The following is a 26,580-nucleotide window of genomic DNA, read 5'->3' as shown; positions in this document are numbered from 1 at the left end:
CGTACTATCCGGTCCCGAGCACCTCGATGCCGTCCGGAGTGGAAATGCCCGAGCAGAGCGGCCGCTATCAGAAGATCACGCTGCTGGGAAAGGGCGGGATGGGTGAGGTGTGGGAGGCCGTCGACGGCCACACCGGCCGTACCGTCGCTCTCAAGCTGCTCACCTCCGCCGCCCTTCTCGACCCCGAGCTGCGTGAACGCTTCCTGCGCGAGATGCGTCTGGCCGCCGAGATCGAGAACCCGTACGTGATCGCCGTCTACGACTTCGCGGCGACGCCCCAGCCGTACATCGCGATGCGCCTGATCCGTGGCATCACCCTGGCCGAGGAGATCCGCACCGCCCCGCTGAACCCGGCGCGGGCCGTCGACATCGTGCAGCAGATCGCGTCCGCGCTGGCCGCCGCGCATGCCAAGGGCCTGCGACACCGTGACGTCAAACCGTCGAACATCATGCTGGAGCGCGGGCACCGGCAGGGACACGATCACGCGTACCTCTTCGACTGGGGCATCGCGCACCGCATCGACACGGCCGACCCGGAGATCACCCGGGGCGGCCAGATCGTCGGCACCCCGTCGTACATCGCCCCGGAACGCCTCCTGGGCACGCAGTCCGACCACCGCGCCGACATCTACTCACTGGCCGTCGTCCTCTACCAGGCGCTGACCGGCAAGCTGCCGTTCGGCGACACCGGCATGCCGTTCCCACTACGCGCGCACCTCTTCGACCCGCCGCGGGCCCTGCCGCCGTCGGTTCCGCCGGAGCTGCGCCGGGTGGTCGAGAAGGGCCTGGCCAAAGAACCCGATCAGCGGTACGCCAGCGCGGCAGACTTCGGCGAGGAGGCGTGGGCGGCCCTGAACCCGGGAGCGGCGACGCCGTCCCGGCTGCCCCGCGATGTGGCCTGGCCGGCCGGCGGCGGCGTGCTCGGGGCAGGGGCCGGGGTGGCGCTGGTCTCGGCCGGCCTGCTCGACGCGACGTCGGTGCTGTGGGCACTGCCGGCCCTCGCCGCGGCCGGCGCCTTCCTCGGCTGGGGTGTCCGGCCCGCCGCGGCGGGTGCCGACGACTCCACTCGCATGATCGACCGAGGAGCGACCCGATGAGACTCCGGTTGCTCGCCGTCGTGGTGGCCGTACTGCTGATCCTCGTCGTGGTCTGGCAGGTGACCCGCGACGACGACGCGGTGGCCGGCGACTGCGCCACGACCCGGACCGAGGTCAGCGGCATCGTCGGCTCGGAGAAGGAGGCGTTCCTGTCCGACGCGCGGGTCGTCGAGGCTCTCGGGTGCGCCGGGTTCACGCTGCGGATCGACGCGGACGGCTCCCGGGACATGGCGGAGCGGGTCGCCACCGGTTACGACTTCGCGTTCCCGTCCAGCACCCCGACGGCCGAGAAGATCATGCGAGGCCGCAACGTCACCGAGTCGTACAAGCCGTTCTCGTCGGTGATGGTGGTGGCCACCTTCAAGCCGACCGTCGAGGTGCTGCGCAGGAAGAACGTGGTGGAGACGGTCAAGGGGCGTGATGTCGTCTCGATCGCGAAGCTGGTCGAGATGAGCCGGGCCGGTGTCACCTGGAAGGCGATCAACGAGGGCTCCCCGAACGGCAACGTCGTGATGCTGCGTACCACGGACCCGGCCGACTCCAACTCGGCGATCATGTTCCTGTCGATCGCGTCGGCGGCGCTCAACGACGGCCGCCCGGTCGGCGGGGCGGACGCCGTGCCGAAGCTGATGCCCGACCTGTGCCGGCTCGTCCTCGACCAGGGCACCAAACCGAACACCAGCGGCGTGCTGTTCGAGGAGTACCTGACCGGCGGCGCGGAACGCATCCCGATGGCGCTGATCTACGAGTCGCAGTTCCTCGACTCGGTCTCCGACCAGAAGGTGCCGGCCGGCGGCGAGAACGTGCTGCTGTTCCCGAACCCGACGGTCTACGCCTGGCACACCCTCGTGCCGCTGACCCCGGCCGGTGGCGAGATCGGCAGGCTGCTGCGCGACGACGACACGCTCAAGGACATCGCCGTCGAGTACGGCTTCCGTCCGCAGGGCCGCCGCCTCGACGACCGCCCGAACCCGCCGGTCGTCGTCGAACCGCCCGACTACCAGGTGCTCGAGGAGATGCTCGACGCGCTGGCCGACCAGCGGAAGGCCGCCCGGTGCCCGAAGTGAGACGACTCCTGGCCGTCCTGTCCACGACCGTGCTGCTGGCCGGTTGCACCGCGTCGCCCGAGCCGCCGAGGACCCCGCCGACCGGCCCGGCCCCGGTGGTCTCCGGGCCGGCCACGACGTTGCGGGTGCTCGCGGGCAGCGAGCTGGCCGACATGCAGCCGATCCTCGACGAGGCGGCCAAGGCCACCGGCGTCACCGTGCAACTGGACCTGATCGGCAGCCTGGAGGGCGCCGAGCGGGTCGCCACCGGCGGCGCCGACGGGAAGTACGACGCACTGTGGTTCTCCTCCAACCGCTACCTGGAGACACTGCCCGAGGCGAAGCAGCGGCTCGGCAACGCGACCCGGATCATGGGCTCGCCGGTGGTGCTCGGCGTCCGTCCGGCCACCGCCCAGCGGCTCGGCTGGACCGCCGGCACGGCCACCTGGAAGGACATCGCGGCCGCCGCCGGCAGGGGCGAGCTGACCTTCGCGATGACCGACCCGGCCACCTCCAACACCGGTTTCTCGGCGCTCGTGGCGGTCGCCTCGGCACTCGACGGCAGCGGCCGGGCGCTCGACGCGGCAGCGATCGACCGGGTGGCCGCCCCGCTCACCGGATTCTTCAGTGGACAGCGGATCACCGCCGGGTCGTCCGGCTGGCTCACCGACGCGTTCCTCGGGCGGATGGCGGGCACCGATCCGGGTCCGGCGGTGGACGGGCTGATCACCTACGAGGCGTCGCTGCTGGAACTGAACTCGTCCGGCAAGCTGTCCGAGCAGCTCACGGTGATCCGGCCGGGCGACGGCGTGGTCAGCGCCGACTATCCGCTGACCCTGCTGACCTCGGCGCCGACCGGGGCGCGTGACGCGCACGAGCGGCTCACCGCCTATCTGCGCGGGCGTGTGGCGCAGGAGCAGATCGTGGCGCGGACCTGGCGGCGGCCGGGCACCACAGGGGTCGCGCTGCCGTCCGATCTGCCGGCCGCGCCGGTGGAACTGTCCTTCCCGGACACCCGTGCGGCGATCGAGGCGCTGCTGACCGCCTATCAGGACCGGCTGCGGCGGCCGTCGCGGACCGTCTATGTGCTGGACGTGTCCGGCTCGATGGCGAAGGACGGCCGGCTCAAGCAGCTCAAGGCCGCCCTCGAAGGCCTGACCGGGGTGAACACGTCATTGACCGGGGAGCACTGCCGGTTCCGCAGCCGTGAGGAGGTGATCCTGCTGCCGTTCAGTTCGCGACCCGCGGCACCGCAGCGGTACACCGTCGACGCTGCCGCACCGCAGCCGTCCCGCGACCTGCTGCGCGCCGCGGCCGGCAGACTGCGGGCCGGTGGCGACACCGCGGTCTACGACTCGCTGCTCGCCGCCTACCGGGAGATCGACGGCGCCGCCGACCGCAACCGGTTCGCCAGCATCGTGCTGATGACCGACGGGGAGAGCAACCGCGGCCGGGTCCTCGCCGATTTCGAGAAGCAGGTGCGGCAGCGCCCGGCCACGGCCGAGCCGGTCCCGGTGTTCCCGGTGCTGTTCGGCGAGGCCGCCGAGGGGCAGATGCGCCGGGTCGCCACCGTCAGCGGCGGCGAACTGTGGGACGCCCGGCGCGGCGGCGACCTCACGAAGACGTTCTGCCAGATCCGCGGCTACCAGTAGCAAAACCCAGCCGGACTTGATCTTCAGCGGTAGGCGGCGTGGCCGGTGAGGGTCTGGCCGATCACGAGGGTGTGGATCTCCGAGGTGCCCTCGTAGGTGAGCACCGACTCGAGGTTGTTGGCGTGGCGCAGCGGTGAGTACTCCAGCGTGATGCCGCTGCCGCCGAGGATGGTGCGGCACTCACGGGCGATGGCCAGCGCCCGGCGCACGTTGTTCAGCTTGCCGACGCTGATCTGGTGCGGCTTGACGCCACCGGCGTCCTTGAGGCGTCCCAGGTGCAGGGCGAGCAGCGCCGCGGTGTTCAGGTCGACCGCCATGTCGGCCAGTTTCTGCTGGGTGAGCTGGAAGGCGGCGATCGGCTTGCCGAACTGGACGCGGGCGTTCGCGTAGCCGATCGCGGCGCGCAGCGAGTCCAGCGCGGCGCCGGTGGAGCCGAAGACGATGCCGAACCGGGCCTCGCTCAGGCAGCTCAGCGGCGCACCGAGCCCCTGTGCGCCGGGCAGTTGCGCGGATGCCGGCAGCCGGACGTCGTCGAGCGACAGCTCACCGGTGATCGAGGCGCGCAGGGACAGCTTGCGCTTGATGGTGCGGGTGGTGAACCCGGGTGTGTCCTTGGGGACCAGAAAACCCCGGATCCCCTCATCGGTACGGGCCCAGACGGTCGCCACGTCCGCGATGCTGCCGTTGGTGATCCACATCTTGGAGCCGTTCAGGATCCAGTCGCCGCCGTCGCGAACCGCCCGGGTGCGCATGTTCGCCGGGTCGCTGCCGAAGTCGGGCTCGGTGAGACCGAAGCACCCGATCGCCTCGCCGGCCGCCATCCGCGGCAGCCACTGGAGCTTCTGCTCCTCCGACCCGTACTTCCAGATCGAGAACATCGCGAGAGAGCCCTGCACCGACACGAAGCTGCGCAGCCCCGAGTCACCGGCCTCCAGTTCCAGACAGGCCAGGCCGTACGCCACCGCGCTGGTCCCGGCGCAGCCGTAGCCCTCCAGGTGCATGCCGAGAACGCCGAGCCTGCCCAGCTCAGGAGCGAGCTCGCGGGGGAACGTGCCGGCCTCGAACCAGTCGGCGAGGTGCGGCCGCACATGCTCGGTCACGAACCGCGCCACCGTCTCGCGGATCTGCCGCTCCTCGTCGCTGAGCAGGCTGTCGAAGTCGAGCAGATCGAGCGGATCGGTGATGGTCATGCCCCTGATTCTGCACCGCCGGGCTCGTCAGCGTTCTCTCAGAGGCCATGATCTAGCCTCTTGATCATGGCGGCCTCGATACCTGGACTCAGCGACCTCGTCGATCCCGGCGTCCGCGACGCGGTCGCGGCCTTCCTGACGGACGTGGAGACCGAGCTGCGGGCCGCCGTGACGAGCCCCGACCCGCTGATCGACGAGGCCGCGGCGCATCTGGTGCGAGCCGGCGGCAAGCGCTTCCGCCCGCTGACCGTCTCGCTCTGCGCCCAGCTCGGCGACCCGACCCGGCCCGAGCTGCTGTCGGCCGCGGTGCTCATGGAGTTGACCCACCTGGCGACCCTCTACCACGACGACGTGATGGACGAGGCGCCGCTGCGGCGGGGCGCGGCCAGCGCCAACTCGCGGTGGAGCAACCGAATAGCCGTGTATGTCGGTGACTTCCTGCTGGCCCGGGCCGCGCAGATGGCCGCCGGCCTGGGCGACGAGGCGGTCCGGCTGCAGGCGCGGACCCTCGCCCAGCTGGTCCGCGGGCAGCTGGCCGAGACCGTCGGTCCGCGCGGCGGTGACCCGATCCGTCACCACCTGGGCGCCGTCGAGGACAAGACCGCCTCGCTGATCGCCACCTCGGCCCGGTTCGGCGGCCTCTTCTCCGGCCTGCCGGCACACCACGTCGAGACGCTGGCCGAGTACGGCACCGCGATCGGCATCGCCTTCCAGCTCTCCGACGACCTGCTCGACATCGCCTCGGAGACCGCCCAGTCCGGCAAGACCCCCGGCACCGACCTGCGTGAGGGCGTGCCCACCCTGCCGATGCTCTACGCGTTGTCCGACCCTTCGGCCGGCAGCCCCCGTCTGCGCGAACTCCTGTCGAAGGGCCCCCTCACCGACGATGAGGAGCACGCCGAGGCGCTCGGCCTGCTGCGCGAGTCGGCGGCGCTGAAGCAGGCGCGGGAGACCGTGCACGGTTACGCCGAAGCGGCCCGCACCAGTGCCCGCAGCCTGCCCGCCGGCCCGGCCCGCCGGGCGCTCGAGCAGCTCTGCGAATACATCGCGGATCGCACCGGCTGAGAATCCTTCACTCCCTCGGCCCAGTGCCGATGGACGCTGTGCCAATTCTCTGGGAAGTGCACAGCTGGGAGTGAGATGAAAAGCGAAGACGAGGGCTTTACCGTCGTCGAGCTCATCGTGGCCTTGGCGGTTCTGAGTGTTGCCATGGCCGGCATCGGCGTGTTCTTCGTGAACGGCACGTCCGCGGTGTCACAGCAACGCGATGAGCGTCAGGCGTCACAGATCGCGGCCACCGCGCTGGAGCAGATCCGCGCGCTGGAGGGCAAGGCGCTGTTGCTCGGCCGGGGCACGACCGCCACCGCCGATCAGTGGAAGACCGCACTTCAGGACAGCCCGTTCAAGAGCCGGCTCAAGCCGTACCTCGACAGCATGAAGATGGAGTCCGACGCGAAGGTCGACGCCTCGGCCGGTGCCGAAGCCGCGCTTCCCACCGAGACGAAGACGCTGACGCTCGGTGGCATCGAATTCAAGCAGACCGTCATCGTCGGCGGCTGCGAGGTCTACTTCGAGTGGACCGACGACTGCGTCAACCCGGACACGGCCACCAAGAAGCCCGCGGACGCCACCACGGTCCTGCGGTACTTCCGGGTCGTCGTGCTGGAGACCTGGCCGCACAAGAGCTGCGCCGACACCGGTGGGCGCTGCGCGTACATCGCCTCGACCCTGGTCTCCCGCGCCAGTGAGCCGATCTTCAACTTCCAGCGCCCCTCGCCCGTCATCCGGGACACCACCCTCAACCCGATGTCCGTCTTCTACGTTGGCCTCGACACGCAGTCGTACACGTTCAAGGCCACCGGTGGCTCGCTGCCGAACACGTGGAAGTTCACCGGCCTGCCCGCCGGACTGACCGGCAACTCGGCCGGCCTGATCTCCGGCAAGCCCACCACCGCGGGCACCGTCACCAACGCGACCGCGGAGGTCACCGACGCCCAGGGCCGTTCGCACAAGCTGTCGAACATCACCATCCGGGTGGTCAACCCGCCGGTCGTGACCCTGTCGCCGGCCGCACCGCGGAGCTCCGTCGGACAGTCGATCACCATCCAGGCGGCGGCCACCGGCGGCGACACCACGGGCACCCCGAAGTACACGTTCTCCGCCACCGGGCTGCCGGCCGAGATGACGCTCGACCCGGCCACCGGTGCGATCACCGGGTCCGCGCTCATCACCTACACGGCGACCGTGCTGGCCACCGACGTCAACAAGGTCGCCGGTCAGACCACCTTCACGCACACCGTCTACCCGAAGCTCGAGCTTCCGGCGCCGCCCACCCAGTCGGTGAACGTCGCCGCCGCCGCCAACATCACGGTGTCCGCCTCGGGCGGGTACGGCGCCTACACCTACACCGTGACCGATCTGCCGGCCGGGCTCTCGATCAACGCCTCCACCGGCAAGATCACCGGAATCGCGCTCACGGCCGGCCGGTACCTGCCGACGGTCAAGGTGACCGACAGCCTGGGCATGGCCGTCAGCACCCGGTTCGAGCTGGACGTCAACGGCCTTCTGACCGACGTGAACTTCGCGGCGCCCGGACCGGCCGTGGCCTCGACGCTCAACCAGCCGGTGTCCGTGCCGGTCGTCACGAACATCGACGCGAAGAACGTGAAGATCACGGCGGTCGGGCTGCCCCCGGGCGTCACCTACAACAACGGCAAGGAGGCCTTCGTCGGCACCCCGACCGTGGCCGGCACCTACCTGGTCACCGTGACCGCGGTCAGCACCAAGCCGATCTCGACCGCCATCACCACGTTCGTCTGGACCATCGCGTGAATCTCATCGGAAAGGAGAACCGGATGCGACGCCGTCGCGAGGACGGGGGCTATTCCCTCGTGGAAGTCATGGTGGCGGCGAGTCTCATGGCCGTGGTCACGGCCGTGACACTGACCGCGATCATCCAGATCTACTCGGGCGTCAACCGGGCCGAGGAGACGGTCACCGTGCGCGATCGGATCGACGTCAGCTTCCGGCGGCTCGACAAGGAGCTGCGGTACGCCACGTGGATCTCCGACGCCAAGGCGGTGAACGGCCGCTGGTACTTCGAGTACGCGCTGCCGCCGGTGACCGACAGCAACAACGTGCGGCAGTACCCGTGCCGGCAGGTCGTCCTCAACAAGGGCGTGCTGACCATGGCGTCCTGGAACCAGCCGTCGACCACCCCCGGCACCCCGTTCATCATCGCCGAGGGGGTGACCGCGGACGCCACGAAGGGCCCGGTCGAGATCTACATGCCGGAGGACAAGTCGTACGCCCTGTCCGGCTCCAACCCGGTCGGCGTGGGCACCGCGTTCGAGGCCCAGTACGTGCAGATCCGGCTCCGGTTCACCGTCAACTCCGGCAAGGTCACGCTGCCGTTCGACAGCATCTACACCACCCAGAACATCGACCGCGACCTCGCGAAGAGGATCACCAGCGGATCGCTGACGAGCGACTGCAGCAAGGGAAGGCCGACCACATGATCTCGCTTCGTTTCTCCCGGGACGACCGGGGCTCGCTGCCGATGGCGGTGATGGTCGTGACCGTCGGCATCGTCATGTCGGCCATGCTCCTGCCGGTCATCCTCCAGCAGATCAAGACCACCCGGGGCATCGTCGACCGCAACACCGCCCTCAACGGCGCCCAGGTCGGGCTGGACGTCGTGATGGCCCGGGTCCGCGCCGCGTCCGTCGACGAGAACGGTGACGGCATTCCGGAGGGCCAGCTGGAGGACATGCCGCAGTGCACGGTCACCGGTGACGCCGGTGTCGACGGCACCGGCGAGAAGCTGAAGTACAAGGTGACGATCAAGTACTTCGACCAGGAGGGCAACAAGATCGATTGCCCGCTGTCCAAGGTGCCGGCGACCGCCACGGTGACCTCGGAGGGCCTGTCACCCCAGTACGCCGACTCCACCGACCCGACCCGTCAGTCCGCCGGGTCGCGGACGCTGAGCGCCACCTACGTCTTCTCCACCAGTAACAACAACATCCCCGGCGGCGCCATCAAGATCGCGTCGTCCAGCGTCGGCAGCCTCTGCTTCGACGCCGGCTCGAACAAGCCGGCCGCCGGTGCCGCCCTGACCGCCAAGCTGTGCAACGGCAGCGCCACCCAGCAGTTCGGCTACACGCCCGACCTGTACCTGAAGCTGATCAACTCGGAGAACACGGCGAACGGGGGCTACGGCATGTGCCTCGCCCCGGCCGAGACGAAGCGCGCCAACGGCCTCGCCGTCGCGTTCAAGAACTGTCCCACCGCGTCCAACTCGACCGAGTTCCAGTGGAGCCTGGACGGCAGCAGCCGGTTCCACTCGACCAGCCCCTCGCAGGGGATCGAGAGCTACTGCATCAACATGAAGGCCGCGAGCACCGTGGGCTCCGCGATCATTCTCAACGGCTGCGGGAGCGACAGCACGCTGGTCATCTGGCGCTCGGACGCGGGTGTCGGCGCCGGCATGGCCGGGGCGCGGACCAACCAGCTGGTCAACTACCGCCAGTTCAGCCGCTGCCTGGACGTCACCAACCAGGACACGAACCAGTCGTACATGATCGCGTGGTTCTGCAAGCAGAGCCCGAAGGGCGCTGTCGACTGGAACCAGATCTGGAAGCAGCCGATCCCGGTGGCGCCCGCGACCAGCAAGACCGGCCCGCTCGCCGTCACCAGGGACATCACCAAGGCGGAGGCGGACCGCGCCTACTTCTGCCTCAAGTCGCCGCAGAGCGACGGCGCCAAGGTCTACGTGACGACGGTGTCCTGCAACCCGAACTCCACCACGCTGGCGAAGGAGCTGCTGTGGACCGTGTACTACGCCACTGACAGCTACGCCACGAGCTACCGGATCGTCGACACCACCGGGAAGCTGTGCCTGCAGCCGACCGATCTCAACGCCACCCCCAAGGACACGCACAGCGACGGCACCAGCAAGGTGAAGGTCGAGAAGTGCAACAGCTCCGAGCTGCAGAAGTGGAACGCCCCTGCCAACATCAACAAGCTGACGCCGATCACCGACGTCAATGAGAAGTAACGTACGGACCGACCCGGAAGCGGGCTTCACCCTGGTGGAGACCGCGGTGGCGATCGTCGTCGTCCTCGTGGTGACGGCGTCGCTGACCGGTCTGTTCGTCAGCACCACCCGGCTCACCCACCTGCACGGTGACCGGCAGATCGCCATCCAGCTCGCCGACGACGCGATGGAGCGCGTGCACGCCCTCAAGGTGGCCGCGCTCCTGACCGGCCGCGACGAGAACAGTGTGCGGGCGCAGTGGAACAGTCCGCTGGAAGCGGTCGGTGGCATGCTCGCGAGCGGCTACACCGACCTGGCGTACGACGCCGACGCGGCCGGTGGGGACGGCGCCTCCGCGGTGCTGCCCACCGAGCCGCTCCCGGTGACCCTCAACGGGCTCACCTACCGGCAGCACTTCTACATCGGTACGTGCGTGCGGCCGGCCGGGACCACCTCCGAGTGCGTCTCGACGGCCGCCGCGGGGGGTGCCGGGCGGAGCGACGTGATCCCGTTCTACCGGGTCGTCACGGCGGTCACCTGGCCCGGCCTGCTCTGTGAGGGCGGCGAGTGCGCGTACGTCAGCTCGTCCCTGATCGGCAGCAAGACCGAGGAGCCGGTCTTCAACACCAACACCGACGCCGGTGAGCTCGACCTGACCACCGTGATGGCCGCGACCCTCTACAACGACGTCACCCTGCCGGTCACGCTGGAGTTCCAGTCCTCCGGCGGCACCGGCGACCTCAAGTGGTCGGCGGTCAACCTGCCGCCCGGCGTCTCGATCGACTCCTCGACCGGGACGGTCAGCGGCACGCCCACCACGGCGGCGGCCGGCACCTACGCGACCCGCGTGGTCGTCACCGACGTCTACGACCAGCAGGACTACGTCGCCTGGACCTGGAACATCAGGGCGCTGCCGGTGATCAGCACGAGCAACACCGCGACGCTGACCGCGGCGGGCGGGACCGCGTACACGAGGACGTTCGCGGCCACCGGCGGATCACCGGCGCTGGTCTGGACCGCCACGGGCCTGCCTCCCGGGCTCGGCATCGCGCCAGCCACCGGCGTGGTCTCCGGCACCCCGGCGAAACTGGGCACCTACAGCACGACGATCACCGTCACGGACAGCTACCAGCAGGCCGCGTCGAAGACGTTCACCTTCTCGGTGCCGGCTCTGGCGATGAGCGTGGCCGGGCAGACCCTGACGGCCGGTACGGCGGCCACGATCACGATCGCGGCGTCCGGCGGTTTCAAGCCCTACACGTACGTGGCCACCAACCTGCCGACCGGCCTGACCATGGACGGCTCGACCGGTGTGGTCAGCGGAACACCGGCCGCGACCGGCAGCTGGACCGTGGCGGTCCGGGTGACCGACTCGGCCGGCGCCATCGTCAACAAGAGCGCCACCTGGAAGGTGACGTGATGCGCCGGCGGGACGACGAGGGTTACACCCTGGCGGAGCTGATCGTCGCGACCACCCTGATGGGGGTGGTCACGGCGGTCACCACCGTCGCGATCGTGCAGATCTACCGCTCGTTCAACTCCACCGACGCCGAGATCGAGGCACAGAACCAGGTCTCCACCGCCTTCCGGACCCTCGACAAGGAGATCCGGTACGCGCGGAGCGTGAGCGACGAGGGCGTGGTCGACGGCGACCACTACGTCGAGTACCTGGTGAACCTCGACGACGTGGACACGTGTGTCCAGCTGCGGCTGCGGACGTCGACCAGCGAGCTGCAGCGCCGCCAGTGGGTCAAGAACGCGGTCCCGCTGTCACCCACGAGCTGGACCACCCTGGCGTCACTGACCACCTCGCCGAAGCCGTTCCAGGTCAGCGCGGCCGACGCCAACGCCCTGGACGCGTTCCGCTACCAGCGGCTGCGCGTCACCTTCACGTCGAAGGCCGGCCTCGGCGAGTCGGCCTCCAGCCGCGTCAGCGACATCACCTTCACGGCGCTCAACGCCACCGCCGACGACAACGCGAAAACCTGCACGGAAGCCAGGGGAGTGGATTCATGAGGAGGTGGCGTAGAGGGGACGACGGATCGCTCCCCATCGCCGTCCTGATCACGCTGGTCGGGGTCAGCCTGAGCGGCCTGCTGACCAACATGGTGGTCAACGCGATCGCGAACTCGAACCTGAACTCGCGCCGGGTGCTGGCGCTGCACGCCGCCCAGGCCGGGCTCGACGTCGGCCTGGGCCAGGTGCGCGGCGCGGTACGGATCAACGGCAGCACCGGTGAGGAGGAGGGCGCCCGCGCCGCGCTGCCGTGCACTCCGCTCTCCGGCACGGTCGGGGCCGGCAATGCCTCCTCGTACACGGTGGCGGTCTCGTACTACCGCACCGACCCGCAGGGCAAGGACGCGAACTGGCTCACGGACAACGCGATCTCCTGCGTGACCGTCAACGGGCCGCAGTACGTCCCCGCCTACGCCCGGTTCACGTCGGTCGGCAAGGCCGTGGCCGGTGGCCGGACCGCCACCCGGACCCTCAGCGGCACCTACGTGCTGCACACGACGAACGCCAACATCTACGGCGGGCTCATCCACGCCTACCGGACCAGCGGCAGCGTCAAGGACCACTGCATCGACGCGGGCTCCGGCGACCCGGAACCGGACACCGAGGTCACCATGCAGCTGTGCAGCGCCGGTGCGGTCGCGCAGACGTGGGCGTACACCGACACCCTGCAGATCGTCCTGGTCGCGTCGCAGAAGCCGTCCCGGCCGCGGGGCCTGTGCCTGGACGCCGGCACCACCCACACCGCCGGCAACATCGTCAAGCTGCAGCCCTGCCAGGGCACCAGGCCGTCGCTGTACCGGCAGCAGTGGAGCTTCAACGACAGCGCGCAACTCGTCGGTTCCGAGCTCACCGCCGGCACCGGGTGGGACTGGTCGTGCTTCTACCGGGTCACCGACGCGGCCGCGAACAGCAAGCTGGCCCTGATCGTCGGGTCGAGTTACTGCAACACCGGCTCGGTCAACGCGCGGCGGTGGTCACCGGACGCGGCGGTCGGCGCCGGCAAGGCGGGATCCGCCGAGGGACGGGCCGTCGGTCAGCTGGTCAACTACAACCAGTTCGGCCGCTGTCTCGACGTCACCGAGCAGAAGGTCGGCTTCGGCTATCTGATCGCCTGGCCCTGCAAGCAGAACCCGAACCCGGCCAACGTCACCTGGAACCAGCGGTACGCGCTGCCCGCGCTCGATCCGGCGCTGGCCGGTGACAGGGCCAACCACGCCTCCGGAACGATCAGCACCACGTACAGCGGCACCCCGTACTGCCTGACCAGCCCGTCCGCCACGGGGCTCGGCCAGTACGTGCAGACGAGGACCTGCACCGGCAACGCCAACCAGAAGTGGACCGTGTACGGCGAGACCGACAAGTACGCCACCAGCTACCAGATCGTCGACGGCACCGGGAAGTACTGCCTGCAGCCCCGCGATCCGAAGGACCCCGCGGGCGCCGACCTGTACCACCCGGACACCGACAGGATCAGCAAGATCTACGTGGCCGAGTGCAGCGGTTCCACCCTGCAGAAGTGGAACGCCGACCAGAACGTCATCGCAGCGCTGGCCCTCAAGGACGTCAAGGAGACCGACTGAAACCGATCCGGCTGACAGAGCCGGATCAGTAGAAGTTGCCGTAGACGTTCAGCGGGCCGGCGGTGGCCTCATAGGTGTCGCCGCCGGCGTCGCGGCCACCGGACGGGTACGTGTACTTCGCCGTGAACGTGTACGTCCCCGGAGCCAGCGTGTCCGCCGAGGAGAGCGTGAAGCGATACAGGTAGGCGCCGGGTTCCTCGTCGACCCTGGTGGTGACGCTTGCGCCCGGTGTCTGTTTCGTGCCTCCCCGGGAGGCCAGGCCGTCGGTGCGGGCCACCCGGATCACCACCTCGAGCGACGTCAGCTCCGCGGTGGTCTTGAGCGTGACGATGCTCGCGCCCTGAGTGTCACCACTGTCCGGATCGACCGACCCGTCGGACCACAGCGGTCCCTGTTCGACCCGGGTGTTCCCGGGCCGCCCCCGTGTCGGCGTGGGTGACGGCTTCGCGGTGGTCGGCCGGGACGACGGCGTGGTCCGGGCCGGCGTCGGCTTCGTGGTGGCCGGCGTCGTCGGGGTGAGGCTGACCGGGTCGGTGTTGACCGGGCTGGGAGCGGTCGTCACCGGTGCCGCGGTGGGTGCCGGGGCGGCCTCCTCACGGTCGTCGCCACCGGCCAGCGCCCAGGTCCCGACCCCGCCGCCGCCGAAGACGACCACCACGGCGGCCACCGCGGCGGCCACCCGGACACGCGGGCCCCGCCGGCGGTGGCCGGTGTCCTGCATGGCGGCCGTGGTGATCCGATCCAGCATGGCGTCGCGGTCGGGGCGGTGCGTGGCCGCCTCGGACCGGAGCGCGGACCGTAGCTGGTCGTCGGAGAATTTCATCGTGCCGCCTCCCAGCCGTCGATGCGGACGTGGTCTCCCAGTAGTTCGGCCAGCTGCTTCGCCCCGCGGGACGTCGCGCTCTTCACCGCGCCCACGGAGATCCCGAGTATCGCCGCCACCTCGCGTTCCGGCAGGTCGAACGCGTAACGCAGAACCACGCAGGCACGCCTGCGGTGCGGCAGCCGGCGCAGCGCGCCGCGCACGTCGAGGACGGCCGGCACATCGGGGTCACGGCCGCGGCGCAGCGACTCGAACGACAGCAGCCGCTCCCGGCCGCGACGGCGCACCCAGTTGCGGGCCAGGTTCATCACGATGCCGTGCCCGTAGGCGACCGGGTCGTCGGCGGCGTTCACCCGGTCCCAGTGCCGCCACACCTCGGTCAGCGCGTCGGCGGCCAGATCGTCGGCGACCTCGGACTCGCCGGTCATCAGATAGGCCAGGCGGGACAGCGAGGCATGATGCCGCTCGAAGTACGCGTGGAACGCGTCGTCGCGCACCGCCACACCCCTTCCCGCGTCGATCGGACCGGACGACGTTAGAGATCTTGTCAGGTTCTCGGCAAGGGCTGTTCGGGGCGCACCTACTTTCCCGATGGGCAATATTGACGTCGATCCGGAGTGGATGTTCAGATTCGACATGGCCCGGAAATCGTTCACTTTCCATGTCCTGACCGCCGTCCTCGCCGCATTCGTCCTGTTCATGCCCGCTTCCCCGGCGGGCGCCGCGCTACCCTCCGCCGCCGTGGCGCTCGGTGACAGCTTCATCAGCGGTGAGGGGGCCGGCGCCTATCAGCCCGTCCCCGACGCCAACGGGGTCGCCCAGGGGTTCCCCGGATGGTCCGCCGCCAACGCCAACGCCTACTTCTGTCACCGCTCGGCCAACGCGTCGATCTTCCGGGCCGAGCTGCCCGGCATCGCGGCCCGGTTCAACCTCGCCTGTTCGGGCGGCCGGCCGTACGACATCGCCTCGGCCTCCAGTACCCGCACCGGCGGCCGGCAGGTCGCCTCGCAGATCGACCAGCTGAGGGCCGTGGCGCAGACCCACGACATCGATCTGGTGCTGCTCGGAATCGGGTCGAACAACAGCTCGTTCACCTTCGGCGACGTCGCGATCAAGTGCGCCAACCGGTTCATCGCCGACGCCTGGACCGGGTGGTGGGAGTTCTGGGCCTACATCAACGGCCCGGTCCCGCAGCAGCCGTGCGCGGCGGACGACCTGGCCACGGCCGCTCAACTGCAGACTGCCACGACCGAGACCACCGCTGCGGTACGGGAGCTGCTCACCGTCCTGGAGCAGATCGACCCGGACGGCCAGCACCGGGTGGTACTGCAGGACTACACCAACCCGCTGGCCACGGACGTGCTGCAGAGCCTCGTAGAGGAGGACAACCGCCAGGACGACCGGGACAAGTTCCGGGCGCTCGGCGCGGAGCGCTACCGGGCGGGCTGTCCCATCCACCGGGCCAGCCTGCCGGCCGGGCACACCTTCTCCACGGCGCTCGGCGGGCTGGTGACCTCGGTGCACAACTCGCTCAAGGCCGACTTCCCGCAACTGGTGAAGCTGAACGTGCAGCGGGCGTTCGACGGGGCCCGGCTCTGTGAGACGACCACCAACCCGGCCGCGACCCTGGCCACCCCGATCCGGGTGCAGGACGGCACGACCGGTGTCTTCATCCAGGATCTGGACGGCTACGACAAGATCGCGATCCAGCGGTTCGCCAACACCTGCGTCACCTATTACCAGACCTGCCAGGAGTCGTGGCACCCGAACGCGGCCGGCCACGGTGTGCTGGCCACCTGCCTGACCGGCGCGGCGTCCACCGCCGCACGGGAGGTCAGCTGCGTCCGGTCGGGGAGCGGCGCGATCACCATAGGCTAGTTTATCGATCATGGAAATAGGGATTGCCGGATTCGTGGCCGGCTTCCTCATCTCGATCGTGACCGCGCCGGTGGGAGTCTCCGGCGCGGTCTTCCTGCTGCCGGTTCAGCTCAGCGTGCTGCACGTGCCCAACCCGGCGGTCACCCCGACCAACCTGCTTTACAACGTCGTGGCCGGGCCCGGCGCGCTCCTGCGATACCTTCGGCAGGGCGGCTTCGATCGTACGCTGACCAGGCACTTGATCCTCGGAACTCTCCCCGGCGTGATCCTCGGTGCGTTCGTCCGGGTGTTCGCCCTGCCCGGCCCGGAGGTGTTCCGGATCATCGTGGCCGCCGTGCTGCTCCCGCTCGGATGCTGGCTGTGTTTCCGGGCGCTGCGACCTGCCCGCATCGTGCGGCGCAACCTCCCGATCGTCCCGCTCGGGGTCGGCGTGGGCGTGATCGGCGGAATCTACGGCATCGGCGGCGGATCGCTGCTCGGGCCGATCCTGGCGGGCAGCGGCATCCCGATGGCCACGGTCGCCCCGGCCGCGCTCGCGTCGACGTTCGTCACCTCGATTGCCGGCGCCGCTACGTTCGGGCTGATCGCCCTGGTCACCGGCGAGGGTGAGATCGCCCCGCACTGGGTGCTCGGCCTGCTCTGCGGCCTCGGCGGCCTGATCGGCGGGTATCTGGGGGCGCGCCTGCAGCGGCGCATCCCGGAGGCGGCGCTGCGTTTCCTGCTCGGCGCCCTGGCCATCGGCCTGGCCGTCTCCTACCTGCCTCTCCCATGAGCTCGACTCTCGCGGTTCCCGCCACTGTCCGCCCCGGCGCCAGTCCGCCCGGCCCGCAGCGCCCCAACCGGCCCCTACGTGGTGATGTGTGGCTCGCGGGTGGGCGCGGGTCGCCACGTTGCGGGTGGCAGCGTTTGGTGTGGTGATGTGTGGCTCGCGGGTGGGCGCGGGTCGCCACGTTGCGGGTGGCAGCGTTTGGTGTGGTGATGTGTGGCTCGCCGGTGGGCGCAGGTCGCCACGTTGCGGGTGGCAGCGTTTGGTGTGGTGATGTGTGGCTCGCGGGTGGGCGCGGGTCGCCACGTTGCGGGCCGCAGCGTTTGGTGTGGTGACATGCGGCTCGCCGGTGGGCGCGGGTCACCACGTTGCGGGTGGGGGCGCGGCGTCAGGTGAGGCGGCCGAGGAAACGGGCCGGGTCGGCGAGGAAGGCGCGGGTCATGACGACCGGCTCGGCCTGGTCGAAGCTCACCGGCTCGATGCCGCCGCCCGGACCGATCTCCAGGATCGTCGCGCCCGGACAGGCCAGCAGGATCGGCGAGTGCGTGGCGATCACGAACTGGCTGCCGTCCGCCACCAGGTCGGCGATCCGCAGCAGCAGCGCGAGGCAACCCTGGACGGACAGCGCCGCCTCCGGCTCGTCGAGCAGGTAGAGACCGCCGGGCCCGAACCGGTGCGCGACCAGGTCCAGGAAGGACTCGCCGTGCGACCGCTGGTGTGGGGAGACACCGCCGTACGAGCCGGTGACGCCCAGCCGTTCGATCTCGGTCGCCACGTTGTAGTAGGACTCGGCGCGCAGGAAGAACCCGGTGCGCGGCTTGCGGCCGGGCGTCCGCACGAGCGTGAGATGCCCGCCCAGCGACGATTCGGTGGCCCGTGTCGCGAAGTTGAACGACGTGGTCCCGCCCTCCGGGTTGAACCCGGCCGCCACCGCGATCGCTTCGATCAGCGTCGACTTGCCGCTCCCGTTGTCGCCGCTGAGCAGCGTCACGGGCGCGGACAACCGCAGCTCCCCGCCATCCGCGAGCGCGCGGACGACGGGGAGCTCGAACGGATAGCCGGTACGGGGTGTCCCGTCCAGCCTGATCGCCCTGATGAACAGCGGTCAGTCCTCGTGTTGTACGGGGACAGGCGCGACCCGCCAGATGCGGGCCGCGTAGTCGGCGACCGTGCGGTCGGCGCTGAAGAAACCGCTGTGGGCGGTGTTCAGAATGGACATCCGGGTCCAGCGGGCCGGTTCGCGCCAGGCGCGTTCGACCTCCTCCTGCGCCTCGATGTACCCGCGGTAGTCGGCGAGTGTCAGGTATTCGTCCCAGCCGAGCAGGCTGCCGGCGACCCGATGGCCGACGTCGCCGAAGATGCCGGATGCCAGGGTGTCGAGGGCGGCCCGCAGTTCCGCGTCGTGCTCGTAGAAATGCCGCGGGTCGTACCCGTTGATCCGGGTCTGAGCGGCCTGGTAGGCGTCCATGCCGAAGAGGAAAAAGTTCTCGGCGCCCACCCGCGCCCGGATCTCGATGTTGGCGCCGTCCAGGGTGCCGATGGTGATGGCGCCGTTGAGGGCGAGCTTCATGTTGCCGGTGCCGGACGCCTCCTTGCCGGCGAGCGAGATCTGCTCGGACAGGTCGGCGGCCGGGATGATCCGCTCGGCCAGGGTGACGTTGTAGTTCGAGGGGAAGACCACCTTGAGGTACGGCGAGACGACCGGGTCCGCCTCGATCCGGGCCGCGACCGTGGCGATGAGCCGGATGATGTCCTTCGCGGCGTGATAGGCGGGCGCTGCCTTCCCCGCGAACAGGATCGTGCGCGGGATCCAGTCGCCGCCCGGATTGGCCCGGATCCTGTGGTAGAGCGTGATGACGTGGAGCAGTTTGAGCTGCTGCCGCTTGTACTCGTGGAACCGCTTGATCATCACATCGGTCAGCGAGTCCGGGTCGCCGAGCCCGAGGTCGACCTTGTTGGCCCGCTTGATCGACTGCCAGCGCTCGGCGAACGAGGCGTCACCCGCGAGGTGTTCCAGCTCGGCGAGGCGGTCCAGGTCGCGGAGCCAGCCCTCGCCGCCGAGACCCTCGGTGATCAGGTCGGACAGCCGCGGGTTCGCGATCTTGATGAAGCGGCGCGGTGAGACGCCGTTCGTGACGTTCTGGAACTTGGCCGGCCACAGTTCGGCGAAGTCGTCGAGGACGGTCTCGCGCAACAGCTTGGAGTGCAGCTCGGCCACGCCGTTGACGGCCTCGGTGCCGACCACCGCGAGGTGTGCCATCCGGACCCGTCGTTCGCCCTCCTCGCCGATGATCGACATCCGGCGGAGGCGGTCGTGGTCGCCGGGGAACCGGGCCTCGACCTCGCGCAGGAACAGCATGTTGATCAGGTAGATGATCTCCAGATGCCGGGGCAGGAGCTTCTCGAACATCCGCACCGGCCACGTCTCCAGTGCCTCCGGCAGCAGGGTGTGGCAGGTGTAGGCGAACGTCTTGCGGGTGATCTCCCAGGCCCGGTCCCACTCCAGCTCGTACTCGTCGACGAGCAGTCGCATCAGCTCGGGGATCGCGATCGTCGGGTGCGTGTCGTTGAGCTGGATGACCGTCTTCTCGGCGAACGTGTCCCAGCCCTCGTTGCGCAGGCGGAAGCGCCGCACGATGTCTCGCAGCGAGCAGGAGACCAGGAAGTACTGCTGCTTGAGCCGCAGTTCCCGGCCCAGCTCGGTGCTGTCGTCGGGATACAGCACCTTGCTGATGTTCTCGGCGCGGACCGCCTCCTGCACGGCCTCGGCGTACTGCCCGGCCGAGAAGCGGCTCAGGTCGAACGACGCCTCGCTGGCCTTGGCGCTCCACAGCCGTACGATATTGACCGTCTCGGTGCCGTAGCCGGGGACCAGCATGTGGCTCGGCTCGCCCAGGACGATCTCGCCGGGCACCCAGATCTTGCGGGTCTCCGAGCCGGGGATCGGCTCGGTGTGGCCGTAGAAGCCGACGGCCTGCCGGTCGTCGGGGGCCGGGAACTCCCACGGGTTGCCGTGGAACGCCCAGTCGTCGGGCAGCTCGGTCTGCCCGTTCTCGGTGATGATCTGCCGGAAGATGCCGAGGTCGTAACGGATGCCGTAGCCGACCGCCGGGATGTCCCGGGTGGCCAGCGAGTCGACCAGGCAGGCCGCGAGCCGGCCCAGGCCGCCGTTGCCGAGACCCGGTTCGACGTCGAGGTCCTCCAGGTCCTCCAGGCTGAAGCCGAGGGCCTTGACCGCCTCGGCGGCGAGATCGCCGGTGCCGGAGTACAGCAGGTTCTGTTCGAGCTGAGCGCCGAGCAGGTACTCCGCGGAGAGGTAGTAGACCCAGCGGGGGTTGCTGGCGTAGTGCGCGGCGGCGGTCCGGGCCCGGCGCTCGGCGAGGCGGTCGCGGACGGTCAGGGACAGCGTCTCGTACGCGTCCCGCGCGCTGGCCGACTCCACTGTCGTACCGCGCCGGTAGAAGAGGTTGCTCAACAGGTCCTGCTGGAACTCATCAGCGGTCTTGCCCAGTTTGCGTAGACCGGTGCCCTGTCGAAGATCCATGCCGCCATTGTGCCTCTCCGACGTTTCCGATGGCCCCCCTTCGTTGAACGCCGGTCGCCTCACGCCCGGCTCATCCGCCGTGTCAGCTCACCGGCCCGTTCGGTCTGCACCGAGCGGGCCTTGCCGGTCACGAAGCCGCGCAGCAGGCTCGGTGACCGGACCTCGATCGTCTCGGTGACCTCGGTGCCGGTCCCGTGCTGGGCCAGATCGACGGTCGAGTCGAGACGGACCGCGCCGGGACTGACCACGCTGCTGACGATCCGGCGTCCGGTGGGGGTCGTCATGGTGACCCGGATCGGGTTGTCCCAGCGCAGCGGCCCCCAGCGGAACCGCTCGACCGCCACGTACCGGACCGCCTCCCGGCCCTGGTCGTCGCGGACCGGGCGGACGTCGCGGACGGTCACCACGAGCGGCGACAGCCCGACGTAGCTCTGCGGGTCGGTGAGATGCGCCCACACCTCGTCGGGCGGGGCGTCGACGGCGTACGTCATGCTGAACCGGTCGATCGGCATGCGTCATTCTGGCAGGACACCGGACAGCTCGGCGCGGGAGCGGATCTCCAGTTTCCGGTAGGCGTGTGCCAGGTGCGTCTCCACGGTCCGGCGGCTCAGCGTCAGCCGGCCGGTGCCCCGCGCCCGCCAGCCGGATGTGGGAGTGGACGGCACCGGGCGGATGGCTCGTCGTGCAGGGCTACGACATGCGTACGGTCGCCGTGGAACCGCCGTTGCCGGTGGTGGGCGAGTGGCGCCGGGTGTTCCTCGGCGCGTTCATCGTGGCGGGCCGTGACGTCCGGCTCGGCCACCGGCTGCCGGGGCTGTTCGCCGAGGCCGGGATCGGCTCGCCGCTGTCTCAGCACAACTGAGGCAGCGGTGCGCGACAGCTGGAGGAACGCGGGTGCGAGACTTCAGCGGTGCTGGGATCGTTGCTGCCGCCTTCAGTGATAACCGCCGAGGCGTTCGGCGACGACCCGGACGAGCCGTCCTTCCCCGGCGAGGAGGACCTGATCGCCACCGCCGTGGCGACCCGCCGCAGGGAGTTCGTCACCGCCCGCCGCTGCGCCCGCGAGGCCCTGTCCGGGCTGGGGTTCGCGCCCGTGGCGATCCGGCCCGGCCCGCGCCGCGAGCCGATCTGGCCGGACGGGGTGGCCGGCAGCATCACGCACTGCACCGGCTACCGGGCGGCCGCCGTGGTGCGCACCTCGGACGTCGCGAGCATCGGCATCGACGCCGAGACGCACGCCCCGCTGCCACCCCGGGTGATCCCGGCGGTGACCGCGCCCGGCGACGTCGAGCACCTCGCCGAACTCGCCGCCCGGGATCCGTCGGTGCACTGGGACCGGCTGCTGTTCTCCGCCAAGGAGGCCGTCTACAAGGCGTGGTATCCGCTGACCGGCCGCTGGCTCGGCTTCGAGGAGGCGGCGCTGACCGTCGACCCGCACGCGCGGACGTTCACGGCGCGTCTGCGGGTGGACGCGCCGTGGGCCGCTCTGCACGGCCGCTACCTGGTCACGAACGGGCTCGTGCTGGCCGCGGTGTCGATCCGGGAGTAGCGCGGGTCAGGAGTAGTGCTGGAGACGCGGCCAGATCACCGACCACGGCTCGGACAGCCGGCAGACGTAGACACGGACGCCGTTCTCCTCGTTGTCGACCCCGGCCGCGTTGCGGAGCACCGCCTTCGGCGCGCACGAGCCGAGCATCCGGCTCGCCCGTTCCGGCGACGCGTCCAGCACGGCCACGGCGATGGTCGCGGAGTCCGGCGGCGGTCCGTACCGATGAAGTTCGTTGTGTCCGCTGTAGACCGGCGGCAGCCGCAGCGACGGTCCGTACCGGTCGAGTGCCCCGGCCTCACCGTAGTTGCCGGTGAACAGCACCGCCCGCTGCTGGTCGGTGCGCGGCAGGTCGGCGTAGACCCCACCGATCTGCCACACGTACCCGCGCCAGCCGACCTGCTCCGGAATCGTCTGGTTCACCGCGGCCGGCAGCGATCCGGCCAGGTCCTTCTCCGGGATCACCGGCAGCGCGGAGACCACCGCGGCCACCGAGGTGACCGCCACGGCACCGGCGAGCAGCGCCAGGCGTCCGCCCCGCCCGGTGACCCACCGTTCCACCGGCACGGCGCCGATCGCGTACAGGCCGACGAGCAGACCCATCGTGTAGTACGGCTGCCCGGCGGTCACGAACACCAGGACCAACATCAGCGGGTACGCCACAGCGAGCGCCCGGAGTCGTCGGAGCCGGGGATCGCGTACCAGTGTGACCATCCCGGCGATCCACACCGGAGGCAGCGCGAGCATGGCGAACTGCAGTGGCAGCAGCATGACCCGGGACTCGCCGCCCTTGTCCTCGGCGATCGCCGCCGCCATCTCGGCCTGCGGGAACCCGTTCACCACCTGGTAGATCAGGTTCGGTGAGCCGATCGCGAATGCCAGTCCCGCGCCGATCCACAGGTGCCGAGTACGCAGTTCCCCGCGCGGCCCGGCCAGCAGCAGTGCCACGAGGAGGCACAGCAACAGGATCACCACCAGATGTTTGTTCCAGAGTCCGAGCCCGGCCACGATCCCGGCGCCGGCCCAGGCCCGCGGCCGCCGCCAGAGCAGCGCCCGCGTCGCGAAGAACAGCACACCCAGCCAGACCAGCAGGTCGGTCGCGGCGGTCGCGGTGACGTGTGCCGCTGACAGCGGGAACGCGCCGAGCACCCCGGTCGCGGCCAGTGACTGGGCGATCGAGCCGCCCCCGGCCTCCCGGGCGATGGCCGCCGCCACGATCGCGGTGATCCCGAGCAGCACGGCGACCGGCACCCGGATCGCCCAGAGATTGTCGCCGAACGTCTCGATGCCGAGCCGGACCAGCATCGGCGTGAACGGCGGCTGGTCGGCGTATCCCCATTGCGGATGCTGGCCGAGAAGCCGGAAGTACAACTCGTCGCGGTGGTAGCCGTATCCGTTCGCGGTGATCAGAAGCAGAAGCGTGGTGCCGGCGGCGATCAGGCCGACCGGCCACCAGGCGATAGGTTGGCGGGCTGAATCCATACGCTGTGTCTCGGTCACATCACTGAGCGCATCGACCACGGTCCCACCGTAGCAATGTCACCGCTCCCCGTCCGGCCCCACAATGGGCGGAGCCTCGGTGCCGTCAGGAGGTCCGGCGAAGAACGTCGATGTCCATGGCGAGCCGGCGACTCCGCGGTCAGATCTGGCGGTTCCGCCCCGCGGCCATCCCCGCCGCGATCTGCGGGACCATCAGAACCGCCATCAACGCCAGCGGCACCCGCCACCCGCCGGAGGCGTCGTGCAGCGCGCCGACCAGGATCGGCCCCGGGATCGCGAACAGGTAGCCGACGCTCTGGGCGAACGCGGACAGCCGGACGACCGTGGCGGGCGTACGTCCGCGGAGAGCGATCATGGTCAGGGCCAGCGGGAACGCGGCGTTGACGACGCCCAGGAGGACGGCCCACAGCCAGGGCGCGGCTGCGGGGGAGGCCCACAGTCCGGCCCACCCGGCTATCCCGAACAGTCCGAGCACCAGCGCGATGCCGCTCTGCGAGCGGAGTCTGCCCGCGTACGCGGAGAGCAGGAACGACAGCGGCACGCCGAGCAGGGACGTGACCGCGAAGAGCACGCCGGCCAGGGACGGGGAGAGCCCGGCGTCGCGGTAGATCTCCGGGAGCCAGCCGATGATCACGTAGGCGGAGGTCGACTGCATGCCGAAGTACACGGCCAGGGCCCAGGCCACCGGGTGCCTGCTCACCCGTACCGCGGCATGGTCTGACGAAGCCGGGCCACCGGCGACGCCGCGCGATCGCGCCAGCAGCAACCACGGTGGAAGGGCGACCACCGCGGCGAGTGACCAGCACGCCAGGCCGAGTCGCCAGTCGCCGCCGAAGGCGTCGGTGATGGGCACGGTCGCGGCGGCGGCCGTGGTGGCGCCGATGTTGAGTGCCACCGAGTACAGGCCGGTCACCGTGCCGACCCGGTCCGGGAAGCGTTCCTTGACGATCGACGGCAGCAGCACGTTGACCACCGCGATACCGGCCAGGGCGACCGCACTGAACAGCAGGAACAGGACCGACCCGCCCGTGTAGGGCCGGATCACGAGTCCGAGGGTGAGCAGCGCCAGGCCGATCAGGATGACCCGGGCGGCCCCGAGGCGCTGGGCGAGCCGGGGCGCGGCCAGGCCGATCGAGGCGAAGCAGAGCACCGGCACCGAGGTGAGCAGGCCGGCGACGGTGGCGCTCATGCCGAGACCGTCCCGGATCTCGGTGAGAACCGGGCCGATGCTGGTGACCGCGAGCCGCAGGTTGACCGCGGCCAGCAGCAGGGCTACCAGCGCCAGCAGCCCGCCGGTACGCGTCTTCTCGTCGATCACCACAGACCCATGGTATTGGGTGATCGGCGTAACACTCCTTACACCGTCGTTCACACGGCGGCGGTGGACTCCTGCTCGCGCTCGGTCTGCTCGTTCCATTCGCGCTTGCTGGACTGCCAGCCGTCCTCGTTCATGCCGCGGCGCCAGTAGCCGGAGATCGACAACTGGCTCATCGGAAGGCCCAGCTCGACGCGCAGGAACCCACGCAGCGCCTTCACGAAGTTGGCCTCACCGTGGACGAACGCCTGAACCTCACCGTCCGGGAACTCCAGCGTGCGGACCGCCGACACCAGCAGCTCGCCGACCGGCCGGTCCCCCCGGTGCAGCCAGGTGATCTCGGCGTCGGTCTCGATCTTCTGCTCCTCGTCGGGGCCCGAGACCTCGATGAACGCCCGCACGGTAGCGCCCTCGGGCATCGCCTCGAGCGAGGCGGCGATGGCCGGGATGGCACTCTCGTCACCGGCGATCAGATGCCATCCGGCGTCGGCGCTGGGCGCGTAGCCACCACCGGGCCCCATGAACCGGAACGGATCACCGGGCCGGGCCCGCGCCGCCCACGGACCGGCAATGCCCTCGTCGCCATGAACCACGAAGTCGACCCACATCTCGCCGGCCTCGGGCAGCCACTTGCGAACCGTGTAGGTGCGGGTGCAAGGCCACTGCTCGCGCGGCAGGCTCTCCCGGATGGCGGCCTGGTCGAACGGCTCCGGATAGACGACACCGGGCGGAGGGAACAGCACCTTGATGTAATGGTCGGTGAACTGCCCGGCCTCGATACGGGTCAGAGCCTCACCGCCGACCACGACGCGCACCATGTGCGGGGTCAGCTGCTCCACCCGGATGACCACACCCTCGTGGGCCGGTCGCGCGGGTCTGTTCGCCATGGGCTGCACCTCACTGCCGGTGGGACGATCTCGGCAGGTAAGGCTACCCTTATTTCCGGCGATCTACCGCCCCGCCTCTGCGTTCCTGCAAATTTCTCAACCTACGGCCAACTGTGGCACGCGTTCAGTGGATACGCAGCGTATTCGGCCCTCCGGGGCCGGAAAAGCGATCCCCGCCGCTCAGCGTCCCTCTCCACCGGGTGCGAAGCCCTCCAAGCCTCGCTCCGCTCGGTAGCCGTCACCCGATGCGGCCGACTTCCGCAACCTGTGCCCTCCCGCTTTGAAGCCTTGTCCGGTACGCCTGCGCGCCCCACCGAGCGCGGATCTCCGCCCGTCCGCTCCCGAAGAAAGCGACGAGCTCCCACACGGCCCGCACGTCGTCGCCCAGACACTGTCACCCGTCGTCGCCGATGACGGCTCCCCATCCCGGCCGCGTGGATACGTGGCTCGTGGCCCCTCGGCCCGCCGCTTCACGCCCCACGCTGCTTCACGCCCCACGCCGCTTCACGCCGTTCGTAGCTTTACGGCGTTCGTCGCTTCACGCCGTCCGGCCGTCGTCCGGAGGCCGGGAAGTCGCGAGACTGGATCTGATCCCAGCCGTGCCTGGCACGGCAGCCGCCGTTCGTGATCTGAGCTGAGTTCCTAGGTTCGTGGTTCGGATACCGCATGATCGTCTGTCGGTGTCGGTGTCGGTGTCGGTGT

24 protein-coding genes are annotated in these 26,580 nt (G+C 70.0%); 14 read left to right on the top strand and 10 right to left on the bottom strand.

Going from position 1 to position 26,580, the window contains the following annotated elements; genetic code table 11:
* The first annotated feature begins 44 nt into the window (after positions 1-44).
* The 3 genes from CLV67_RS16655 to CLV67_RS16645 are packed head-to-tail and all read left to right on the top strand — an operon-like array spanning position 45 to position 3,795.
* Positions 45-1,097 carry a serine/threonine-protein kinase gene (locus tag CLV67_RS16655; RefSeq protein ID WP_170153897.1) on the top strand — a complete coding sequence of 351 codons (1,053 nt, stop codon included), beginning with the start codon at positions 45-47 and terminating at the stop codon, positions 1,095-1,097.
* A complete protein-coding gene (locus CLV67_RS16650) occupies positions 1,094-2,164 on the top strand; it encodes a hypothetical protein (protein ID WP_146169192.1) in 1,071 nt (356 codons plus the stop codon). The genes CLV67_RS16655 and CLV67_RS16650 overlap by 4 nt, the downstream gene beginning before the upstream one ends.
* Positions 2,161-3,795, top strand: coding sequence for a VWA domain-containing protein (locus tag CLV67_RS16645; protein ID WP_106319279.1), 1,635 nt, complete (start codon positions 2,161-2,163; stop codon positions 3,793-3,795). The genes CLV67_RS16650 and CLV67_RS16645 overlap by 4 nt, the downstream gene beginning before the upstream one ends.
* Positions 3,796-3,818: 23 nt before the next feature.
* On the opposite strand, the gene CLV67_RS16640 is transcribed toward CLV67_RS16645, so the two are convergent.
* Positions 3,819-4,985 carry an acyl-CoA dehydrogenase family protein gene (locus tag CLV67_RS16640; RefSeq protein WP_106319277.1) on the bottom strand — a complete coding sequence of 389 codons (1,167 nt, stop codon included), beginning with the start codon at positions 4,983-4,985 and terminating at the stop codon, positions 3,819-3,821.
* 66 nt (positions 4,986-5,051) lie between these two features.
* Between CLV67_RS16640 and CLV67_RS16635 the strand changes: the two genes are divergently transcribed.
* The 7 genes from CLV67_RS16635 to CLV67_RS16605 all read left to right on the top strand — a co-directional run bounded on the left by CLV67_RS16635 (position 5,052) and on the right by CLV67_RS16605 (position 13,619).
* Positions 5,052-6,050: a polyprenyl synthetase family protein gene (locus CLV67_RS16635; RefSeq protein ID WP_106319275.1), complete on the top strand. Its 999-nt coding sequence runs from the start codon at positions 5,052-5,054 to the stop codon at positions 6,048-6,050.
* Between the two features lie 75 nt (positions 6,051-6,125).
* Positions 6,126-7,817: a putative Ig domain-containing protein gene (locus CLV67_RS16630; RefSeq protein ID WP_106319273.1), complete on the top strand. Its 1,692-nt coding sequence runs from the start codon at positions 6,126-6,128 to the stop codon at positions 7,815-7,817.
* Between the two features lie 23 nt (positions 7,818-7,840).
* Positions 7,841-8,503 carry a PulJ/GspJ family protein gene (locus tag CLV67_RS52690; RefSeq protein WP_203736835.1) on the top strand — a complete coding sequence of 221 codons (663 nt, stop codon included), beginning with the start codon at positions 7,841-7,843 and terminating at the stop codon, positions 8,501-8,503.
* Complete coding sequence (locus tag CLV67_RS16620) at positions 8,500-10,044, top strand: RICIN domain-containing protein (RefSeq protein ID WP_106319271.1); 1,545 nt, start codon at positions 8,500-8,502, stop codon at positions 10,042-10,044. The genes CLV67_RS52690 and CLV67_RS16620 overlap by 4 nt, the downstream gene beginning before the upstream one ends.
* Positions 10,034-11,443, top strand: coding sequence for an Ig domain-containing protein (locus CLV67_RS16615; protein ID WP_106319269.1), 1,410 nt, complete (start codon positions 10,034-10,036; stop codon positions 11,441-11,443). Before CLV67_RS16620 ends, CLV67_RS16615 begins: the two co-directional genes overlap by 11 nt.
* Complete coding sequence (locus CLV67_RS16610) at positions 11,443-12,039, top strand: pilus assembly FimT family protein (protein WP_106319267.1); 597 nt, start codon at positions 11,443-11,445, stop codon at positions 12,037-12,039. The genes CLV67_RS16615 and CLV67_RS16610 overlap by 1 nt, the downstream gene beginning before the upstream one ends.
* Positions 12,036-13,619: an RICIN domain-containing protein gene (locus tag CLV67_RS16605; RefSeq protein ID WP_106319265.1), complete on the top strand. Its 1,584-nt coding sequence runs from the start codon at positions 12,036-12,038 to the stop codon at positions 13,617-13,619. The genes CLV67_RS16610 and CLV67_RS16605 overlap by 4 nt, the downstream gene beginning before the upstream one ends.
* Positions 13,620-13,644: 25 nt before the next feature.
* Here CLV67_RS16605 and CLV67_RS16600 read toward each other — a convergent pair whose 3' ends face one another.
* Both CLV67_RS16600 and CLV67_RS16595 read right to left on the bottom strand, forming a co-directional pair.
* Positions 13,645-14,442, bottom strand: a complete 798-nt coding sequence (locus CLV67_RS16600) for a hypothetical protein (protein WP_106319263.1) — start codon at positions 14,440-14,442, stop codon at positions 13,645-13,647.
* The gene (locus tag CLV67_RS16595) at positions 14,439-14,939 is read right to left on the bottom strand and encodes a SigE family RNA polymerase sigma factor (RefSeq protein ID WP_106319837.1); all 501 of its coding nucleotides are present in this window, start codon (positions 14,937-14,939) and stop codon (positions 14,439-14,441) included. The genes CLV67_RS16600 and CLV67_RS16595 overlap by 4 nt, the downstream gene beginning before the upstream one ends.
* A gap of 124 nt (positions 14,940-15,063) precedes the next feature.
* On the opposite strand from CLV67_RS16595, the gene CLV67_RS16590 reads away from it, so the two are divergent.
* Together CLV67_RS16590 and CLV67_RS16585 are read left to right on the top strand one after the other, a co-directional pair.
* Positions 15,064-16,320: an SGNH/GDSL hydrolase family protein gene (locus CLV67_RS16590; RefSeq protein WP_106319261.1), complete on the top strand. Its 1,257-nt coding sequence runs from the start codon at positions 15,064-15,066 to the stop codon at positions 16,318-16,320.
* A gap of 10 nt (positions 16,321-16,330) precedes the next feature.
* Positions 16,331-17,092: a sulfite exporter TauE/SafE family protein gene (locus CLV67_RS16585; protein ID WP_106319259.1), complete on the top strand. Its 762-nt coding sequence runs from the start codon at positions 16,331-16,333 to the stop codon at positions 17,090-17,092.
* A gap of 382 nt (positions 17,093-17,474) precedes the next feature.
* Here the strand turns inward: CLV67_RS16585 and CLV67_RS16580 are convergent, their stop codons facing one another.
* The 4 genes from CLV67_RS16580 to CLV67_RS16565 form a co-directional block, all read right to left on the bottom strand.
* Positions 17,475-18,089 (bottom strand): AAA family ATPase, encoded by a 615-nt coding sequence (locus CLV67_RS16580; RefSeq protein WP_239165941.1) that lies wholly within the window; start codon positions 18,087-18,089, stop codon positions 17,475-17,477.
* Between the two features lie 102 nt (positions 18,090-18,191).
* The gene (locus CLV67_RS16575) at positions 18,192-20,630 is read right to left on the bottom strand and encodes a glycogen/starch/alpha-glucan phosphorylase (protein WP_106319255.1); all 2,439 of its coding nucleotides are present in this window, start codon (positions 20,628-20,630) and stop codon (positions 18,192-18,194) included.
* Between the two features lie 59 nt (positions 20,631-20,689).
* Positions 20,690-21,142 carry an SRPBCC family protein gene (locus tag CLV67_RS16570; protein WP_239165940.1) on the bottom strand — a complete coding sequence of 151 codons (453 nt, stop codon included), beginning with the start codon at positions 21,140-21,142 and terminating at the stop codon, positions 20,690-20,692.
* 3 nt (positions 21,143-21,145) lie between these two features.
* Positions 21,146-21,295, bottom strand: a complete 150-nt coding sequence (locus tag CLV67_RS16565) for a LuxR C-terminal-related transcriptional regulator (protein ID WP_203736834.1) — start codon at positions 21,293-21,295, stop codon at positions 21,146-21,148.
* Between the two features lie 17 nt (positions 21,296-21,312).
* Here CLV67_RS16565 and CLV67_RS16560 point away from each other — a divergent pair, with 17 nt between their 5' ends.
* Positions 21,313-21,492, top strand: a complete 180-nt coding sequence (locus CLV67_RS16560; RefSeq protein WP_106319251.1) for a hypothetical protein — start codon at positions 21,313-21,315, stop codon at positions 21,490-21,492.
* 48 nt (positions 21,493-21,540) lie between these two features.
* Positions 21,541-22,179: a 4'-phosphopantetheinyl transferase family protein gene (locus CLV67_RS16555; protein WP_106319249.1), complete on the top strand. Its 639-nt coding sequence runs from the start codon at positions 21,541-21,543 to the stop codon at positions 22,177-22,179.
* A gap of 6 nt (positions 22,180-22,185) precedes the next feature.
* On the opposite strand, the gene CLV67_RS16550 is transcribed toward CLV67_RS16555, so the two are convergent.
* From CLV67_RS16550 to CLV67_RS16540, 3 genes are all read right to left on the bottom strand, one after another.
* A complete protein-coding gene (locus CLV67_RS16550; protein ID WP_106319247.1) occupies positions 22,186-23,658 on the bottom strand; it encodes a glycosyltransferase family 39 protein in 1,473 nt (490 codons plus the stop codon).
* A 157-nt stretch (positions 23,659-23,815) separates the two neighbouring features.
* Positions 23,816-24,997 (bottom strand): CynX/NimT family MFS transporter, encoded by a 1,182-nt coding sequence (locus CLV67_RS16545; protein WP_239165939.1) that lies wholly within the window; start codon positions 24,995-24,997, stop codon positions 23,816-23,818.
* Between the two features lie 47 nt (positions 24,998-25,044).
* Positions 25,045-25,878, bottom strand: coding sequence for a siderophore-interacting protein (locus tag CLV67_RS16540; protein WP_106319243.1), 834 nt, complete (start codon positions 25,876-25,878; stop codon positions 25,045-25,047).
* Positions 25,879-26,580: the final 702 nt, after the last annotated feature.

The organism is Actinoplanes italicus, from assembly GCF_003001815.1.
GTDB classification, from domain to species: domain Bacteria; phylum Actinomycetota; class Actinomycetes; order Mycobacteriales; family Micromonosporaceae; genus Actinoplanes; species Actinoplanes italicus.
This window is presented reverse-complemented; position numbering and strand designations above follow the sequence as displayed.

What these genes read in the sequence shown, in the direction of transcription:
- CLV67_RS16655 (WP_170153897.1), top strand. Translation starts at nt 45, where the DNA reads ATGCCCGAGCAGAGCGGCCGCTATCAGAAGATCACGCTGCTGGGAAAG.
- CLV67_RS16650 (WP_146169192.1), top strand. Translation starts at nt 1,094, where the DNA reads ATGAGACTCCGGTTGCTCGCCGTCGTGGTGGCCGTACTGCTGATCCTC.
- CLV67_RS16640 (WP_106319277.1), bottom strand. Translation starts at nt 4,985, where the DNA reads ATGACCATCACCGATCCGCTCGATCTGCTCGACTTCGACAGCCTGCTC.
- CLV67_RS16635 (WP_106319275.1), top strand. Translation starts at nt 5,052, where the DNA reads ATGGCGGCCTCGATACCTGGACTCAGCGACCTCGTCGATCCCGGCGTC.
- CLV67_RS16630 (WP_106319273.1), top strand. Translation starts at nt 6,126, where the DNA reads ATGAAAAGCGAAGACGAGGGCTTTACCGTCGTCGAGCTCATCGTGGCC.
- CLV67_RS52690 (WP_203736835.1), top strand. Translation starts at nt 7,841, where the DNA reads ATGCGACGCCGTCGCGAGGACGGGGGCTATTCCCTCGTGGAAGTCATG.
- CLV67_RS16620 (WP_106319271.1), top strand. Translation starts at nt 8,500, where the DNA reads ATGATCTCGCTTCGTTTCTCCCGGGACGACCGGGGCTCGCTGCCGATG.
- CLV67_RS16615 (WP_106319269.1), top strand. Translation starts at nt 10,034, where the DNA reads ATGAGAAGTAACGTACGGACCGACCCGGAAGCGGGCTTCACCCTGGTG.
- CLV67_RS16610 (WP_106319267.1), top strand. Translation starts at nt 11,443, where the DNA reads ATGCGCCGGCGGGACGACGAGGGTTACACCCTGGCGGAGCTGATCGTC.
- CLV67_RS16605 (WP_106319265.1), top strand. Translation starts at nt 12,036, where the DNA reads ATGAGGAGGTGGCGTAGAGGGGACGACGGATCGCTCCCCATCGCCGTC.
- CLV67_RS16600 (WP_106319263.1), bottom strand. Translation starts at nt 14,442, where the DNA reads ATGAAATTCTCCGACGACCAGCTACGGTCCGCGCTCCGGTCCGAGGCG.
- CLV67_RS16590 (WP_106319261.1), top strand. Translation starts at nt 15,064, where the DNA reads ATGTTCAGATTCGACATGGCCCGGAAATCGTTCACTTTCCATGTCCTG.
- CLV67_RS16585 (WP_106319259.1), top strand. Translation starts at nt 16,331, where the DNA reads ATGGAAATAGGGATTGCCGGATTCGTGGCCGGCTTCCTCATCTCGATC.
- CLV67_RS16575 (WP_106319255.1), bottom strand. Translation starts at nt 20,630, where the DNA reads ATGGATCTTCGACAGGGCACCGGTCTACGCAAACTGGGCAAGACCGCT.
- CLV67_RS16570 (WP_239165940.1), bottom strand. Translation starts at nt 21,142, where the DNA reads ATGCCGATCGACCGGTTCAGCATGACGTACGCCGTCGACGCCCCGCCC.
- CLV67_RS16550 (WP_106319247.1), bottom strand. Translation starts at nt 23,658, where the DNA reads ATGGATTCAGCCCGCCAACCTATCGCCTGGTGGCCGGTCGGCCTGATC.
- CLV67_RS16540 (WP_106319243.1), bottom strand. Translation starts at nt 25,878, where the DNA reads ATGGCGAACAGACCCGCGCGACCGGCCCACGAGGGTGTGGTCATCCGG.